Here is a 15,992-nt window from a genome sequence, read left to right as displayed (position 1 = left end):
GAAGAGGCCAGAAGCTGTCCGCCTCTCCTGGAAAGGTAGCTGTCATGACCGAGAACACCGCACTCACCCCGTTCCGCATCGCCGTACCGCAGGCCGATCTCGACGACCTGCACGACCGGCTCGCCCGCACGCGCCGGCCCCTCCCGGTGCCCGGGCGGGACGACCGGACGGACTTCAGCCGCGGCATCCCGCAGGCGTACCTGACGGAGCTCGCCGAGTACTGGCGCGACGGGTTCGACTGGCGCGCCCAGGAGGCGGCGCTCAACGCGTACGAGCAGGTCACCACCGTCGTCGACGGCCAGACGTTCCACGTGGTGCACGCGCGCTCGGCGAACCCGGACGCCACGCCGCTGATCCTCAGCCACGGCTGGCCGGGCTCGTTCGTGGAGTACCAGCGGCTGATCCCGCTGCTCACCGACGCGTTCCACGTGGTCATCCCGTCGCTGCCGGGCTTCGGGTTCTCGACGCCGCTGTCGGGCACCGGCTGGGACCTGGCCCGCACCACCGAGGCGTACGCCGAGATCATGACCCGGCTCGGGTACGAGCGGTTCGCCGCGCACGGCACCGACATCGGCGCGGGCACCACAGGCCGGCTCGCCGCGCTCTACCCGGAGCGCGTCATCGGCACCCACGTCGGCAGCGACGGCCGGTCGCTCGGCATGGTCGGCGACAAGTTCCCCTACCCCGAGGGGCTGTCCGACGACGAGATCGCGCAGATCGAGGCGATCCGCGCCAAGGACGTGGCCGAGCGCGGCTACTTCGAGATACAGAACCACCGCCCCGACACGATCGGCGCGGCCCTGGTCGACTCCCCCGTGGGCCAGCTCGCGTGGATCGCCGAGAAGTTCCAGACCTGGACCAACCCCGCGCTCCCGACCCCGGACGAGTCGGTCGACCGCGACCAGCTCCTGACGAACGTGAGCCTGTACTGGTTCACCCGCAGCGGCGCCTCCAGCGCACAGTTCTACTGGGAGTCGGAGCACTCCGGCCTCGACTGGATCGCGCCGTCGGGCGTGCCCGCCGCCTGGATCGTCTTCGACACGCACCCGCTGATGCGCCGCGCCCTGGACCCGTGGAACGCCGTCAGCCACTGGAGCGAGCACGCCGTGGGCGGGCACTTCCCGGCGATGGAGGAGCCGGAGATCCTGGCGGCGGACATCCGCGCCTTCTTCGCGAGCCTCACCTGACCCGGGGCCCGGCTCGGCTCACGCCCGCCGGGCCACGAACACCCACTCCAGACCCGGCCGGTCCGGCGCGTCCAGCACCTCCTCGACCGTGAACCCGGCGTCGGCCAGCGACGCCTCCACCTCGTCGCGCTCCCGGAACCGCAGCGTCGAGACCGAGGTGACCACGTCGCCGTCGGGCAGGAGGCCGGGCGGGAAGCGGTAGGAGCTCTGGAAGGTGACCAGCGGGAGGTCGACCTCGAGGAGGTCGCTCCACGACTCGACCTCGCCGACGCCGGGGATGGTGCGGCTGGCCGACCGGTGCTCGCGCGTCCAGGAGAGCCAGGCCTGCCGGGCCGGGACGCGGGTCTCGAAGACGAGCACGCCGCCCGGCCGGAGCGCGTCGTGGACCGCCGCGAGCGCCCGCGCCCAGTCGTCGTCGCCGGTGAAGACCTGGGCGACGTTGCCGGTCATGGTGGCGAGGTCGGCGGCGAGGCCCAGCCCGGCGACGGCGTCGGCCCCGCCCTCGACCCAGGTGACGGCGTCGGCGCCGGGTTTTCGGCGGGCCACCTCCAGGGAGGCGGCGGCGGGGTCGACGCCGGTCACCTCCAGTCCGCGACCGGCCAGCAGCAGGGCGAGCACCCCGGTGCCGCAGCCGACGTCGACCACGGTGCGGGCGCCCAGCCGCTCGGCGAGGCCGGCGTACAGGTCGAGGTCGCCGCGGTCGTCGTCGAAGGCGTCGTAGAGGCGCGCGAGGCGGGGGTCCACGAAGATCGGGTCGGGTGTGGTCATGGCAACAATGTTCACCCACGGTCGGACCCCGCCCAAGGCCATTCGTTCGCGTACGGTCGGGGAGGTATCGAGGCGCGCGACCGGAGGAGTCACCGGCCGCGCGTGTACGACCGGTGTCTCCCCCGGGAGATCTGCGCTACCCCAGGAGAGCACGATGACCAGCGATGTGGGCACGCTCGACGACGCCGCGGACGTCTTCTCGTCGTCCAGGAGGCGGCTGTTCGGCATCGCGTACCGCATGCTCGGGTCCGCGGCGGAGGCCGAGGACGTGGTGCAGGAGACCTGGGTGCGGTGGCAGACGACGGACCGGTCCGCCGTGATCAACCCGCAGGCGTTCCTGACGACGGCGGCGACCCGGCTGGCGATCAACGTGCTGCAGAGCGCGCGGTCGCGGCGGGAGACGTACATCGGTCCGTGGCTGCCCGAGCCGGTGGACACGAGCGCCGACCCGACGCTGGGCGCGGAACGTGCGGAGGCCCTGGACACGGCCGTGCTGGTGCTGCTCGAACGGCTCACCCCCACGGAGCGCGCCGCGTACGTGCTGCGCGAGGCGTTCGACTACGGGTACCCGGAGATCGCCCAGATCGTGGGTGTCTCCCCCACCGCGACCCGCCAGCTCGTGAGCCGGGCCCGCAAGCACCTCGCCTCCGAGCGGAAGAACACGGTGAGCGACACGGCCCGCCGTGACCTGCTGGAGGCGTTCCTCGCCGCGGCCCGGGTGGGCGACGTCGCCCGGCTGGAGAAGCTGCTCGCCGAGGACGTCGTGACCCGCGCCGACAGCAACGGCCGTGCCAAGCACGTGGCCCGCGTCGCGGTCCGGGGCCGGAACAAGGTGGCCCGTGTCCTGTCGTCGTTCGCGGAGATCTTCTGGGCGGGCATCACCACGCGCCCGATCGAGGTCAACGGCACCGAGGGCTTCGCGATGGAGCGGGACGGCGAGCTGGTCGGCGTCCTGTCCGTCACGGTGTCCGGCGAGGGCGTGCAGGAGCTGATGTGGCAGATGAACCCCGACAAGACCGAACCGCTCCGGCGGGCCTGGGCGGACCAGGCCGCGCCGGAGGCCGGCGTCGGGGAGGCTACGCCTGAGCCGCCCGCCACTGGTCGTAGCTGATCTCGCCGAGCTGGGCCTCGCCGGCGGGTACGAGCTCGGCGTCCTTGAGCTCCGCCCCGAAGTAGGTCGCGCTCGGGTCGGCGACGACCTCGCGGGTGTCGTCCTTCGTGGCGAGATGCTTGCGCACGATCTCGTCGAACCCGAAGGTCTCCGGTCCGGCGATCTCGATGGTCGCGCCGAGCGGCGTGCCCGCGGCGGTGCGGCCGACGAACTTCGCGACGTCGGCCGAGGCGATCGGCTGGAAGCGGACGGGCGCGATGTGCACGACGCCGTCGACGGTCCCCGTGTCGGCGATCGACGCGAGGAACTCGAAGAACTGGGTGGACCGGATGATCGACCAGCCCGCGCCGGAGGCCTTGACCAGGTCCTCCTGCAGCACCTTGGCGCGCATGTAGCCGGAGTCGATGCCGTCGGCGCCCACGATCGAGAGGATCACGTGGTGCTGCACGCCGGCCCTCTTCTCGGCCTCGAGGACGTTCGTCGTCGAGGTACGGAAGAAGCTGGTGACGTCCTCCTCCGCGAACGAGGGCGAGTTGCTGAGGTCGACCACGACCTGCGCTCCTTCGAGGACCTCGTCCAGGCCCTCGCCCGTCAGGGTGTTGACGCCGGTCTGCGGCGCCGCTGCGACCGCCTCGTGCCCGTGCGCCGTCAGGTTCTTGACGACCTGGCTGCCGACGAGGCCCGTGCCGCCGATGACCACGATCTTCATGGTGTGCTCCTTTGGTTCGCGTCGTTCGCGTCGTTCGCGCGACGGGCCGGGCGGCCCGTCGTGTGTTCGACCGGGAGCCCCCCGGATCTGTGACAGACGCCGCACCAAGCGCCCGGGCGGGGTTGCTACGGTTCGCTCGTGGCGACCATCCGACATGTCCTGTTCGACGCCGACGGAGTGCTCCAGGAGATCCGCGGCGGCTTCTACGCCGCCGCCGAGCCGCTGCTGGGCGAGCACGCGCGCCCCGTGCTGGACGAGGCGTCCGAGCGCGAGCGGCCGCTCCTGGCCGGTGACGAGGACTTCCTGCCGGTGCTCGCGCAGGTGCTGCGGGAGCAGGGTCTCGACGTCGCGGCCGCCGACCTCTACGCGGCGGTGTGGCAGAACACCGAGCTGTCGGCGCCGTCGTTCGACCTGGTCCGGCGCCTGCGCGCGGCCGGCTACGGCATCCACCTCGGGACCAACCAGGTGCGCCGCCGGGCCGACTACATGCGTGCGGAGCTCGGGTACGAGGAGCTGTTCGACGTGCGCCTGTACTCCTGCGACCTCGGTGTCGCGAAGCCGGACCCGGGCTTCTTCGAGAAGGCGGCCACCCGGATCGGCGCCGGGCCCGCCGAGATCCTCTTCGTCGACGACCACGCGGCCAACGTGGCCGGCGCCCGGTCCACCGGGATGGCCGCGGTGCACTGGCACCTCGACGAGGGCCACGACGCGCTCGTGGAGCGGCTCGCCGAGCACGGGGTCCGCCCCGCCGACTGAGCGGGCGCCCGGCTAGCGCTCCCGCTCGACCCGGCGCTCGTCCCAGACGGGCTCGGGCGTCTCGCGCACGATGCCGTCGGAGCCGAAGACCAGGTACCGGTCGAACGACCGCGCGAACCAGCGGTCGTGCGTCACGGCCAGCACGGTCCCGTCGAACGACTCCAGGCCCTCCTGCAGCGCCTCGGCCGACTCGAGGTCGAGGTTGTCGGTGGGCTCGTCGAGCAGCAGCGCCGTCGAGCCCGCGAGCTCCAGCAGCAGGATCTGGAACCGCGCCTGCTGACCGCCGGACAGCCGGTCGAACGGCCGCTCGGCCGCCACGGTGAGCTCGTAGCGCCGCAGGCGGGCCATCGCCTTGCCCTTGTCCTGCGCGTGGTCCTCCCACAGGATGTCGAGCAGCGCGCGGCCGAACAGCTCGGGGTGCGCGTGGGTCTGCGCGAAGTGCCCCGCGACCACCCGGGCGCCGAGCTTCCACGAGCCCGAGTGCGCGACGTCGCCGCCCGCGAGCAGGCGCAGGAAGTGCGACTTGCCCGACCCGTTCGAGCCCAGCACCGCGACCCGCTCGCCGTAGAAGATCTCCAGGTCGAACGGCTTCATGAGCCCCGTGAGCTCCAGCCCCTCGCAGGTCACGGCCCGCAGGCCGGTGCGCCCGCCGCGCAGGTGCATCGTGATGTCCTGCTCGCGCGGCGGCTCGGGCGGCGGGCCGACCTCCTCGAACTTCTTGAGCCGGGTCTGCGCGGCCCGGTAGCGCGACGCCATGTCGGGGCTGCTCGCGGCCTGGTTGCGCAGGGTCAGCACGAGCTTCTTGAGCTGCGCGTGCTTCTCGTCCCAGCGTCGGCGCAGCTCCTCGAACCGCGCGAACCGCTCGCGCCGCGCGTCGTGGAACGTGGCGAACCCGCCGCCGTGCACCCAGGCGTCGGCGCCTGCGGGGCCCGGCTCCAGCGACACGATGCGGTCGGCCACCGTGGAGAGCAGCTCGCGGTCGTGCGACACGAACAGCACGGTCTTGCGGGTCGTCTTGAGCTGCTCCTCCAGCCAGCGCTTGCCCGGCACGTCCAGGTAGTTGTCCGGCTCGTCGAGCAGCAGCACCTCGTCGGTGCCGCGCAGCAGCGCCTCCAGCACGAGCCGCTTCTGCTCACCGCCCGACATGGTCCGCACCTCGCGGAACTGCGCCCGGTCGTAGGGCACGCCGAGCGCGGCCATGGTGCAGACGTCCCACAGGGTCTCTGCCTCGTAGCCGCGCACCTCGGCCCAGTCCGACAGCGCCTGGGCGTACGCCATCTGCGCGTCCTCGTCGTCGACGGTGAGCATCGCGTGCTCGGCCTCGTCGACGGCGCGCGCCGCCTGCTGCAGGCGGGCGTCGGACACGGAGACCAGCAGGTCGCGCACGGTGGTCTCGTCGCGCACCGACCCCACGAACTGGCGCATGACGCCGAGCCCGCCGCTGACGACGACGGACCCGCCGTGCGGCTCCAGCTCGCCCGTGATCAAGCGCAGCAGCGTGGTCTTGCCCGCGCCGTTGGGGCCGACGATCGCCGTCGCGCTGCCCTCGCCCACGCGGAACGAGACGTCCCCCAGCAGGGTCCGGCCGTCCGGCAGGTGGTACTCGGCGTGCGCGACTTCAAGATGGCCCATGGGTCACCATGGTCCGATGCCGGACCGGTCCCGGCCAAACTGATTCCGGCGCCGCACCTGTGGACAGCGGACCACGGATGTCGGCGGTGTGCTGTTGACTGTTCCCCGTGAGTACAGATGCTGCGACCGAAGCAGGCGACCCGGTGAAGGCCCCCGACGTCGCCTCCCTCAGCTACGAGCAGGCGCGCGACGAGCTCGTGCAGGTCGTCGGCCGGCTGGAGGCCGGCGGCGAACCGCTGGAGGCATCCCTCGCGCTCTGGGAGCGTGGTGAGGCCCTGGCCGCCCGCTGCCAGGAGTGGCTCGACGGCGCCCGCGAGCGCCTCGCCGCCGCGCAGAACGCGTCGACGACGACGCCCGACTCCCCGGAGGAGGCCGAGTGAGCGAGCACATCCTCGCCGTGGGCGAGGCCCTAGTGGACGGGGTGCACCGTCCCGACGGCACCTCCGCCGAACACCCCGGAGGCAGCGTCGCCAACGTCGCGCTGACGTTGGGCCGCCTGGGCCGTGAGGTGCGGCTCGCCACGTGGCTCGGGGCCGACGCGCGCGGCGACCTGGTCCGCGGCTGGCTGGCCGAGTCCCAGGTCGTGCCGGTCGAGGGCAGCAACGGCGCCGAGCGCACCAGCACCGCGGTGGCCACGCTGGACGAGTCCGGCTCGGCCACCTACGAGTTCGACCTCACCTGGCAGGTTCCGCCGGCGACGGCGGCCGGCGAGGAGACGCTGGCGGTCCACGCCGGATCGATCGCGGCGATTCTCGAACCGGGCGCCACGCAGGTCAGGCAGGTCCTGGACGCGGCGCGCGCCACGTCGACCACCACGTACGACCCGAACGCGCGGCCGGCGATCATGGGCGCGCCCGACGACGTGCGCCCGCGCGTCGAGGCGCTGGTGGAGCTCTCCGACGTGGTCAAGGTGAGCGACGAGGACCTGGCCTGGCTCTACCCGGGCACCGACCCGGTGGCCGTCGCCCGCGACTGGCAGCGCGGCACGCCCGCGCTCGTCGTCGTCACCTTCGGCGGCAAGGGCGCGGTGGCCGTGTCCGACGCCGGGGAGGTCGAGGCCGTGGCCCCGCGCGTCGAGGTGGTCGACACCGTGGGTGCCGGCGACTCGTTCATGGGCGCCCTGATCGACGGCCTGTGGGAGCACGGCCTGCTGGGCGCCGCCCGGCGGGACGCGCTGAACGCCGTCGACGCGGACACGGTGCGGCAGCTCCTGGAGCGCTGCGTCGCCGTCGCCGCGATCACCGTTTCCCGCGCGGGCGCCAACCCGCCGCGTCGTCAGGAGGTAGGCCTGTGAGCACGACCGAGACCACCGCACCGCTCAGCCCCACCGAGGCCTGGACGAGGCTGCGGGAGGGCAACGAGCGGTTCGTCGCCGACGTGCCCGCGCACCCGTCGCAGAACGCCGACCGGCGGCGCGAGCTGCAGGCCGCGCAGCACCCGCACACGGTGATCTTCGGCTGCTCGGACTCCCGTGTGGCCGCGGAGATCATCTTCGACCAGGGCCTGGGCGACGTGTTCGTGGTCCGCACCGCGGGCCACGTCGTGGACACCACCGTGGTCGGCTCGATCGAGTACGGCGTCGAGGTGCTCGGCGCGTCGCTCGTGGTGGTCCTGGGGCACGACTCCTGCGGGGCGGTCGCCGCCGCCGCGCACACCCTGGCCACGGGCGAGCAGCCGCCGGGCTTCGTGCGCGCCGTCGTGGACCGCGTGATCCCGTCGATCGCGAGCATCACCTCGGGCGACCCGGCCCTGGCCATGGCCGCGCTGGCGGACCAGGACGTGCTGCGCCGTGAGCACGTGAAGCACACGGTCGGGATGCTGCACGGGTACTCGGCCGCGCTGGCCAAGGCGGTCGAGGAGGGCCGGTGCGCCGTCGTCGGGCTGGAGTACGACCTGGCCGAGGGCAGCGCGCGCATGGTCGACGTGATCGGCGAGGTCGGCGAGCGGCCCTGACCTCGGGGTCCTGGACGAACGGTCCCGGAGGAGCGCGGAAGAGCTCGGGCGAGACGGGGTGACACGAGTCACGCCTTACGGTGCGATGCCACGCCGTGGCTGCGGCACCATAGGAGCATGACTGCTGACACCGTCGTCTCCTCGAGCTCTTCCGGGTCCGAGGACACTCCTGCCTACCGCATCGAGCACGACACCATGGGCGAGGTCCGCGTCCCCGCGAACGCCCTGTACCGAGCGCAGACGCAGCGTGCCGTCGAGAACTTCCCGATCTCCGGCACCCCGCTGGAGCGCGGCCACATCGAGGCGCTCGCCCGGGTGAAGAAGGCCGCCGCCACCGCGAACGCGGAGCTCGGTGTGCTCGACCAGGACATCGCCGACGCCATCGTCGCCGCGGCCGACGAGGTCGCCTCCGGCAAGCACGACGGCCACTTCCCGGTCGACGTCTACCAGACCGGCTCGGGCACGTCGTCGAACATGAACACCAACGAGGTGCTGGCCACGCTCGCCACCGCGAGCCTCGGCAAGGACGTGCACCCGAACGACCACGTCAACGCGTCGCAGTCGTCGAACGACGTGTTCCCCACGTCGGTGCACGTCGCCGCGACGTCGGGCGTCGTGAACGACCTGATCCCCGCGCTGAACCATCTGGCGGACGCGCTGCAGGCCAAGTCCGTCGAGTACGCGACCGTCGTGAAGTCGGGCCGCACGCACCTCATGGACGCCACCCCGGTCACCCTCGGCCAGGAGTTCGGCGGGTACGCCGCCGCGATCCGCTACGGCGTCGAGCGTCTGCAGGCCGCGCTGCCGCGCGCCGCGGAGGTCCCGCTGGGCGGCACCGCCGTCGGCACCGGCATCAACACGCCCGCCGGCTTCCCGCAGCGGGTCATCGCGCTGCTCGCGCAGGACACGGGCCTGCCGCTGACCGAGGCGCGCGACCACTTCGAGGCGCAGTCCGCGCGGGACGGCCTCGTCGAGCTGTCGGGCGCGCTGCGCACCATCGCGGTCTCCGTGACCAAGATCTGCAACGACCTGCGCTGGATGGGCTCCGGCCCGAACACGGGCCTGGGCGAGATCGCGCTGCCCGACCTGCAGCCGGGCTCCTCGATCATGCCGGGCAAGGTCAACCCGGTCATCCCCGAGGCCGTGCTCATGGTGTGCGCGCGCGTCATCGGCAACGACGCCACCGTCGCGTGGGCCGGCGCGAGCGGCTCCTTCGAGCTCAACGTGCAGATCCCGGTGATCGCGCAGGGCGTGCTGGAGTCGATCCGCCTGCTGTCGAACGCGTCCCGCGTGCTCGCGGACAAGACGATCGTCGGCATCACCGCGAACGTCGAGCGGGCCCGCGCGCTGGCCGAGTCGTCGCCGTCGATCGTCACGCCGCTGAACCGCGCGATCGGCTACGAGGCCGCCGCCAAGGTCGCCAAGCACGCGGTGAAGGAGGGCATCACCGTGCGTCAGGCCGTGGTCGACCTCGGCTTCGTCGAGCGCGGCGAGGTCACCGAGGAGCAGCTCGACACGGCCCTCGACGTCCTGTCGATGACCCGCCCGCCGCAGGGCTGACCCGCCCGCCGCACACGACAGAGGGCCGCTTCCGTGACGGAAGCGGCCCTCTTGCGGTTCAGCGGGGGTGCGGTCAGGCGACCGGGGTGCCCTCGGCGGCCGGGAGCGCGGCGGCCTCGGCCTCCGCGGCCTCCTTGGTGTTCGCGATGATGACGGCGGCCGCGACGGCGGCACCGACCGTGGCGACGGCGGCGACCGAGGCCGCGATGGCGACCTGCGTGGCGACCGTGGCGACGCCCCACTCGCTGCCGGCGATCTCCTCGGCGCGGTCCTGGGCGGCCTTGCGCTGCTCCTTGCCGACGACGCTCGAGATGAGGCCCGAGCCGTGCAGCAGGGAGATCAGGGTCGCGGTGCGCTCGTCGGGCTCAGCGCCCTCGACGAGGACCTTGACGAGGTTGGCGCGCAGCGCGATCTCGTGGCTCGAGTCGGGGGCCGGCCAGCGGGTCACGGGGAGCATGCGGAAGAGCTTGGACTCCTCCTTCTCCAGGATGCCCCGCTCGATGAGCGCGGCCAGCAGGTTGTCCTCGGCGTCCTTGGAGATCGCCTCGACGACCTTGCGGGCCGGGGCGTCGGGCGTCGCGAGCACGGCCTGCAGCGCGGCGTCCAGGGCGACGTGGCCCGTGGGGGCGTTGTCGGTGACGATGATCGTGGCGTCACCGGCCTTCTCGCGCTCCTCCTTGGTGGCACCGGCCTCCGGAGCACCCCGCAGCAGGGTCTTGCGGGCGTCGGAGAGGTCGGCGAGAAGGGCACCGGCGAGGCGAACACCCAGGTTGTCGACGTTGGCGAGCTTGCCCGTCTCGTCGTCGACGGCAAGCAGCAGGAAGTCTTCGGCAATCAGCATGAGGCGATGCTATATCCGACAAGCGAGACAAGCCCCGAATGAACCAGTAACCGAGAACCCCCCGAGAACCTCACCCGCGGCCATGACTATGGTTAGCCTTACCTAAGGTGCTATGGTCGCACTGCACGCAGAGGAGGCGGTCCGCCGGGCATGCGGGGCTGGGGGGTTCCGTCCGGCCGGCCCGCCTCCTCAGTGCCAGAAGTTCCGAAGGAACCAGACGCCCAGGTCATTTGCGGTGACCTGGGCGTCTGGCATGTCGGAGGGCGGTTGCCGTGCGGCGTCAGACCTCCAGGCGCTCCAGCATGTCGGTCACGAGCGCCGCCACCGGCGAGCGCTCCGACCGGGTCAGGGTCACGTGCGCGAACAGCGGGTGCCCCTTCAGCGCCTCGATCACGGCGGCGACGCCGTCGTGCCGGCCCACCCGCAGGTTGTCGCGCTGGGCGACGTCGTGGGTGAGCACCACCCGCGAGCTCTGGCCGATCCGGGAGAGCACCGTGAGCAGCACGTTGCGCTCCAGGGACTGCGCCTCGTCCACGATGACGAACGAGTCGTGCAGCGAGCGCCCGCGGATGTGCGTGAGCGGCAGCACCTCGAGCATGTCGCGGGCCATGACCTCCTCGACGACATCCGGCGAGACCAGGGCGCCGAGCGTGTCGTAGACGGCCTGCGACCACGGGTTCATCTTCTCGGACTCGGACCCGGGCAGGTAGCCCAGCTCCTGCCCGCCCACCGCGTACAGCGGCCGGAAGACGAGCACCTTGCGGTGCTTCTGCCGCTCCAGCACGGACTCCAGCCCGGCGCACAGGGCGAGCGCCGACTTGCCCGTGCCTGCTCGGCCGCCGAGCGAGACGATGCCGATCTCCTCGTCGAGCAGCAGGTCGATGGCCACGCGCTGCTCGGCCGAGCGACCGTGCACGCCGAACACGTCCTGGTCGCCGCGGACCAGCTGCACGCGCTTGTCCGCCGTCACGCGGCCGAGCGCGGAGCCGCCCGGCGAGTGCACGACCATGCCCGTGTGCACCAGGAGCGGCGAGGCCGCCTCGACCGTCGCGGGGTCCAGGGCCGCGATCTCGACGGAGTCGCTCTCCCAGAGGGCGCCCATCTGCTCGTCCGAGAGGTCGATCTCGCGCATGCCGGTCCAGCCGGAGTCGACCGCGAGCTCCGCCTTGTACTCCTCGGCCTGGAGGCCGACGGCGGAGGCCTTGACCCGCATGGGCAGGTCCTTGGAGACGACGGTCACGACGCTGCCCTCGGCTGCCAGGTTGGCGGCCACGGCCAGGATGCGCGTGTCGTTGTCACCCAGGCGGAAGCCGGCGGGCAGCACTGAGGGGTCGATGTGGTTGAGCTCCACCCGGAGCGTGCCACCCGTGTCCCCCACGGGGACCGGTGAGTCGAGCCGGCCGTGCTGCACGCGCAGCTCGTCCAGCATCCGCAGGGCGCTCCGGGCGAAGTACCCGAGCTCGGCGTGGTGGCGCTTGGCCTCCAGCTCCGTGACCACGACGATCGGGAGGACGACGTCGTGCTCCGCGAACCGCAACATCGCCTTCGGGTCGCTCAACAGCACGGACGTGTCGATGACGAAGGTCCTGCGTTCGTCACCTGCCGCGCCGGGAGCGGCGTCGGCACTCTGGTCGGACGGACGGGTGGTGTGTGCGGAATGGCTCACTGCGGTTCTCCCTCCGGCGCCGAAACGCCGTGACAGCCTCGTCGCTACCTGGCGGGTACCGCCTGCCGGCGGAACCGACCCGGTCGAACCGGGGCTGGTGGATGGGCCGAGCGACCGACTCGGTGCGCCGCGGTGTGGCGCAGAGCCGGGGCCGGCCCTTCTCCACGGAGCGAGCACTCCATAGGTTGGCCTCCCGAAGGGGCGACTGGGTGCCGTCCCTGAGGTGGAAACTACGCGCCCTGCCATCCCATGACCAGACCTCAGCCCCGGCGGGTCGCAAGTTGTCACGAACTGTTCACACGGTGGCAATAGCTTGATTTTTCCTCCAAGGAATGGCAAAACTCGCAGAGAGGTACGCTCTCGCGGCAGGATGGTCACATGGCTGCCTTCGCCGTCCTGCTTCGCGCCGTCAACATCGGACCCGGCCTGCGCGTGTCCTCCGCGGACCTGCGCGGCGCCGCCGAGGACGCCGGTCTCGGCGCCGCGAGAACCCTCCTGAACAGCGGCAACCTCGTGGTCACGCCGGGCACCTCGGGCGCGAGCACCGCCGACGACGCCGCCCGGCTGGTGCAGGAGCAGCTCGCGACACGGGTCGGGCAGGACGTGGCCGCCGTCGGGCTGAGCGCCGCCCGGCTGGACGAGATCGCCGCCGCCAACCCCTTCCCCGCCGCGGCCCGGGACGACCCGTCCCACCTGCAGGTGCACGTGCCGTTCGGCGAGCTGGACGCGGCGGGCATCGCCAAGCTCGACCTGGCCAGCCCCGGACGGGAGATGCTCGCGACGGCCGCGGGCGTGCTGTACGTGCACTACGTGGACGGGATCGGGCGGTCCAAGCTGACACCCAAGGTCATCGACACGGCGGTCGGCGCGCCCACCACGGCGCGCAACTGGAACACGGTCACCAAGCTGCGCACGGCCTGCGCGCAGGCCTCGGGAGAGGACTCGGGCCCGGTAGGGTGAGCCCAGGGAGTGCCGGGAAGTCTGGTCGGCGTGGACCGGGTCGACCGGTCCGGTTCAGCCGACCCCGCACCCGAGAGGACGACCGTTGACCGGTTCCGCCCCCGCCCCCGCTCCCACCCGTGTCCAGCGCCTGCGCACCTGGCTGTCCCGCGAGACGACCGGCGGCGCGCTGCTGATCGGGGCCGCGTTCGTCGCCCTGGTGTGGGCCAACTCGCCGTGGCGCGCCTCCTACCAGGCCCTGTCCGACGCCGTCGTGGGACCTGCCGCGATCGGCCCGCTGCCCGTGCACCTCGACCTCTCGCTGGCCACCTGGGCCGCCGACGGGCTGCTCGCGGTCTTCTTCTTCGTGGTGGGCGTGGAGCTCAAGCAGGAGTTCGTCGCCGGGAGCCTGCGCAACCCGCGCGAGGCCGGCGTCCCGATGATCGCGGCCGTGGGCGGCATGGCCGTGCCCGCGCTGATCTACGCCGGCACCGTGCTGCTGCTCGGCGACCCCGGGGCGTTGCGCGGCTGGGCGATCCCCAGCGCGACCGACATCGCGTTCGCCGTCGGCGTCCTCGCGATCTTCGGCCGCGGCCTGCCGGCGGCGATCCGCACGTTCCTGCTCACGCTGGCCGTCGTGGACGACCTGCTGGCGATCGTCGTCATCGCCGTCTTCTACACCGCCGAGATCCACTGGCTGGCGTTGCTCGGCACGCTCGTCTGCGTCGCGCTGTTCGGCTGGCACGTGCGCTCCCGCTCCCCGCGGTGGTTCCTGCTGGTGCCGCTCGCCGTGGTGGCGTGGGCGCTCATGCACTCCTCGGGCGTGCACGCGACGATCGCCGGGGTGCTGCTCGGCTTCACCGTGCCGGCGGTCGCGCTGCACGGCGAACCGACGTCGCGCACTACCCGCTACGAGCACGGCATCCGGCCGTTCTCCTCGGGCTTCGCGCTGCCCGTCTTCGCCTTCTTCGCCGCGGGCGTCTCCCTGGTCGACGGCGACGGGCCGGGCGCCGTGCTCGGCCAGCCGGTCGTCGCCGCGATCGCGGCCGGCCTGATCCTCGGCAAGCTGATCGGCGTGCTCGGCACCACCGCGCTGGTCACCCGGCTCACGCCGCTGCGCCTGCCCGACGGGATCGGCGTGCGCGACCTGCTGCCCGTCGGCCTGCTGGCGGGCATCGGGTTCACCGTGTCGCTGCTGATCAGCGAGCTGTCCTTCGGCGACTCCGAGCACACCGACGGCGCGAAGATCGCGATCCTCGGCTCGTCGGTACTCGCGGCGATCCTGGGCGCGGTCGCGCTGCGCAGGGACGCCCGGCAGGCGCGGAGCAACGACATGAACCTCGACGGCCGCCCGGACGACGTGCACGACTTCATCGGCGACGCCAAGGACCACGAGACCCACTGACCCGCTCCGCGCCTCGCTGGTCGAGCCCCCACCGCTGGTCGAGCTTGTCGAGACCCCGCACCGCTGGTCGAGCATCGCTGGTCGAGCTTGTCGAGACCCATCAAGGTTTCGACAAGCTCAACCAGCGAAGCGGGCAACCAGCGGTGCGCCCCGCGTCAGACCTCCAGGAGGAGCGCCTCGCCCTGGCCGCCGCCACCGCACAGGCCGACGGCCGCACGGCCACCGCCGCGCCGCGCCAGCTCGTGCGCCGCGTGCACCGCGATCCGCGCGCCGGACGCCCCCACGGGGTGCCCCAGCGCGATGCCGCCGCCGTGCACGTTGACGAGGTCCAGCGGCACGCCCAGCGCCTTCGCGGAAACGCCCACCACCACGGCGAACGCCTCGTTGATCTCCACGAGGTCGAGGTCGGCCGCCGACCAGCCCTCGCGCTCCAGCGCCTGGCCGATCGCACGCGCGGGCTGAGAGTGCAGCGAGTTGTCCGGCCCGGCCACCTGGCCGTGCGACCGAACGGTCGCGAGCACGGGCACCCCGGCGGCCTCGGCCCGGGCACGCGTGGTGAGCACGAGCGCCGCGGCGCCGTCCGAGATCTGCGACGAGTTGCCCGCCGTCAGCGTCCCGTCGCCCTTGAACGCGGGGCGCAGCCGCGCGAGCGACTCCGGCGTCGTGTCCGGCCGCACGCCCTCGTCGGTGCGCACCTCGACGGGCTCGCCGCGTCGCTGGGGCACCGAGACCGGCGCCAGCTCGGCCTCGAAGTACCCGTCCTTGGCGGCGGCCGCGGCGCGCTGGTGCGAGGCGGCGGCGATCGCGTCCTGCTCCTCGCGCGAGACGAACACGTCGCCGGAGTTGTGCTCCTCCGTCGAGATGCCCATCGAGACGTCGTCGAACGCGTCGGTCAGGGCGTCGTGCGCCACGGAGTCGGTCAGCTCGGCCGAGCCGAAGCCGAACCCGGACCGCGCGCCGGCCAGCAGGTGCGGGGCGTTGGTCATCGACTCCTGCCCGCCCACCAGCACCACCGACGCCTCGCCGGTGCGCAGCAGCCGGGCGCCGTCGATAATCGACGTCAGACCCGACAGGCACACCTTGTTCACCGTCACGGCCTGCACGTCCCAGGGCACCCCTGCGGCCACGGCCGTCTGCCGGGCCGGGTTCTGCCCCGCGCCCGCCTGGATCACCTGGCCGAGCACCACCTTGTCGACGTCGGCCGCGAGCGCGCCCGCGCCCTCCAGCGCCTTGCGCGCCGCCACCGCGCCCAGCTCGACGGCGCTCAGCGCCGACAGCGAACCCTTCAGCCGTCCCTGCGGCGTGCGTGCCGCGGAGACGATCACCACGTCGTCGGCGCTGTGTGTCGCGCCCGAGCCGGTGGCGCCCGGACCGGTGCTCGTGGCACCCGTCGGGGCAGCAAATGCGTCACTCATGAGACCTCCTTTGGCCGTTCTTCCCAGCGTATCCCTCGGATTCGCGCGTG

At 72.6% G+C, this 15,992-nt stretch carries 15 protein-coding genes; 9 read left to right on the top strand and 6 right to left on the bottom strand.

Translation table 11 applies throughout. The annotated features are described in order from the left end of the window. The first annotated feature begins 44 nt into the window (after positions 1–44). The gene (locus tag FHX71_RS00835; RefSeq protein ID WP_182613990.1) at positions 45–1,187 is read left to right on the top strand and encodes an epoxide hydrolase family protein; all 1,143 of its coding nucleotides are present in this window, start codon (positions 45–47) and stop codon (positions 1,185–1,187) included. Positions 1,188–1,205: 18 nt separating this feature from the next. Here FHX71_RS00835 and FHX71_RS00830 read toward each other — a convergent pair whose 3' ends face one another. After that, positions 1,206–1,955 carry a class I SAM-dependent DNA methyltransferase gene (locus FHX71_RS00830; protein WP_182613989.1) on the bottom strand — a complete coding sequence of 250 codons (750 nt, stop codon included), beginning with the start codon at positions 1,953–1,955 and terminating at the stop codon, positions 1,206–1,208. A 154-nt stretch (positions 1,956–2,109) separates the two neighbouring features. Between FHX71_RS00830 and FHX71_RS00825 the strand changes: the two genes are divergently transcribed. After that, entirely contained in the window at positions 2,110–3,066 is a 957-nt protein-coding gene (locus FHX71_RS00825; RefSeq protein ID WP_182613988.1) for an RNA polymerase sigma-70 factor, read from the top strand. Here the strand turns inward: FHX71_RS00825 and FHX71_RS00820 are convergent. After that, positions 3,032–3,775, bottom strand: a complete 744-nt coding sequence (locus tag FHX71_RS00820; protein ID WP_182613987.1) for an SDR family oxidoreductase — start codon at positions 3,773–3,775, stop codon at positions 3,032–3,034. The genes FHX71_RS00825 and FHX71_RS00820 overlap by 35 nt on opposite strands. A gap of 138 nt (positions 3,776–3,913) precedes the next feature. Between FHX71_RS00820 and FHX71_RS00815 the strand changes: the two genes are divergently transcribed. After that, positions 3,914–4,531 (top strand): HAD family hydrolase, encoded by a 618-nt coding sequence (locus FHX71_RS00815; protein ID WP_182613986.1) that lies wholly within the window; start codon positions 3,914–3,916, stop codon positions 4,529–4,531. A gap of 12 nt (positions 4,532–4,543) precedes the next feature. Here FHX71_RS00815 and FHX71_RS00810 read toward each other — a convergent pair whose 3' ends face one another. Next, positions 4,544–6,163 carry an ABC-F family ATP-binding cassette domain-containing protein gene (locus FHX71_RS00810; protein ID WP_182613985.1) on the bottom strand — a complete coding sequence of 540 codons (1,620 nt, stop codon included), beginning with the start codon at positions 6,161–6,163 and terminating at the stop codon, positions 4,544–4,546. 107 nt (positions 6,164–6,270) lie between these two features. On the opposite strand from FHX71_RS00810, the gene FHX71_RS00805 reads away from it, so the two are divergent. From FHX71_RS00805 to FHX71_RS00790, 4 genes are all read left to right on the top strand, one after another. Continuing rightward, on the top strand, positions 6,271–6,543 hold the full coding sequence (locus tag FHX71_RS00805; RefSeq protein ID WP_312876873.1) for an exodeoxyribonuclease VII small subunit: 273 nt from the start codon (positions 6,271–6,273) through the stop codon (positions 6,541–6,543). Further along, the gene (locus FHX71_RS00800) at positions 6,540–7,457 is read left to right on the top strand and encodes a carbohydrate kinase family protein (RefSeq protein ID WP_312876872.1); all 918 of its coding nucleotides are present in this window, start codon (positions 6,540–6,542) and stop codon (positions 7,455–7,457) included. Before FHX71_RS00805 ends, FHX71_RS00800 begins: the two co-directional genes overlap by 4 nt. Beyond that, positions 7,454–8,116, top strand: coding sequence for a carbonic anhydrase (locus tag FHX71_RS00795; RefSeq protein WP_182613984.1), 663 nt, complete (start codon positions 7,454–7,456; stop codon positions 8,114–8,116). Before FHX71_RS00800 ends, FHX71_RS00795 begins: the two co-directional genes overlap by 4 nt. 117 nt (positions 8,117–8,233) lie before the next feature. Continuing rightward, positions 8,234–9,676, top strand: a complete 1,443-nt coding sequence (locus FHX71_RS00790) for a class II fumarate hydratase (RefSeq protein WP_182613983.1) — start codon at positions 8,234–8,236, stop codon at positions 9,674–9,676. A gap of 73 nt (positions 9,677–9,749) precedes the next feature. On the opposite strand, the gene FHX71_RS00785 is transcribed toward FHX71_RS00790, so the two are convergent. Together FHX71_RS00785 and phoH2 are read right to left on the bottom strand one after the other, a co-directional pair. Continuing rightward, positions 9,750–10,517, bottom strand: a complete 768-nt coding sequence (locus FHX71_RS00785) for a GOLPH3/VPS74 family protein (protein ID WP_182613982.1) — start codon at positions 10,515–10,517, stop codon at positions 9,750–9,752. 280 nt (positions 10,518–10,797) lie between these two features. Next, positions 10,798–12,057, bottom strand: a complete 1,260-nt coding sequence (gene phoH2, locus FHX71_RS00780; RefSeq protein ID WP_246402640.1) for an RNA 5'-3' helicase PhoH2 — start codon at positions 12,055–12,057, stop codon at positions 10,798–10,800. Positions 12,058–12,561: 504 nt separating this feature from the next. Between phoH2 and FHX71_RS00775 the strand changes: the two genes are divergently transcribed. Together FHX71_RS00775 and nhaA are read left to right on the top strand one after the other, a co-directional pair. Beyond that, on the top strand, positions 12,562–13,143 hold the full coding sequence (locus FHX71_RS00775) for a DUF1697 domain-containing protein (protein ID WP_182613980.1): 582 nt from the start codon (positions 12,562–12,564) through the stop codon (positions 13,141–13,143). Positions 13,144–13,228: 85 nt separating this feature from the next. Next, positions 13,229–14,527 (top strand): Na+/H+ antiporter NhaA, encoded by a 1,299-nt coding sequence (nhaA, locus tag FHX71_RS00770; protein ID WP_182613979.1) that lies wholly within the window; start codon positions 13,229–13,231, stop codon positions 14,525–14,527. 155 nt (positions 14,528–14,682) lie between these two features. On the opposite strand, the gene FHX71_RS00765 is transcribed toward nhaA, so the two are convergent. Next, complete coding sequence (locus tag FHX71_RS00765; protein WP_182618377.1) at positions 14,683–15,855, bottom strand: acetyl-CoA C-acyltransferase; 1,173 nt, start codon at positions 15,853–15,855, stop codon at positions 14,683–14,685. Positions 15,856–15,992 lie beyond the last annotated feature (137 nt).

This window comes from Promicromonospora sukumoe, assembly GCF_014137995.1.
In the GTDB taxonomy this organism is placed as follows: domain Bacteria; phylum Actinomycetota; class Actinomycetes; order Actinomycetales; family Cellulomonadaceae; genus Promicromonospora; species Promicromonospora sukumoe.
This window is presented reverse-complemented; position numbering and strand designations above follow the sequence as displayed.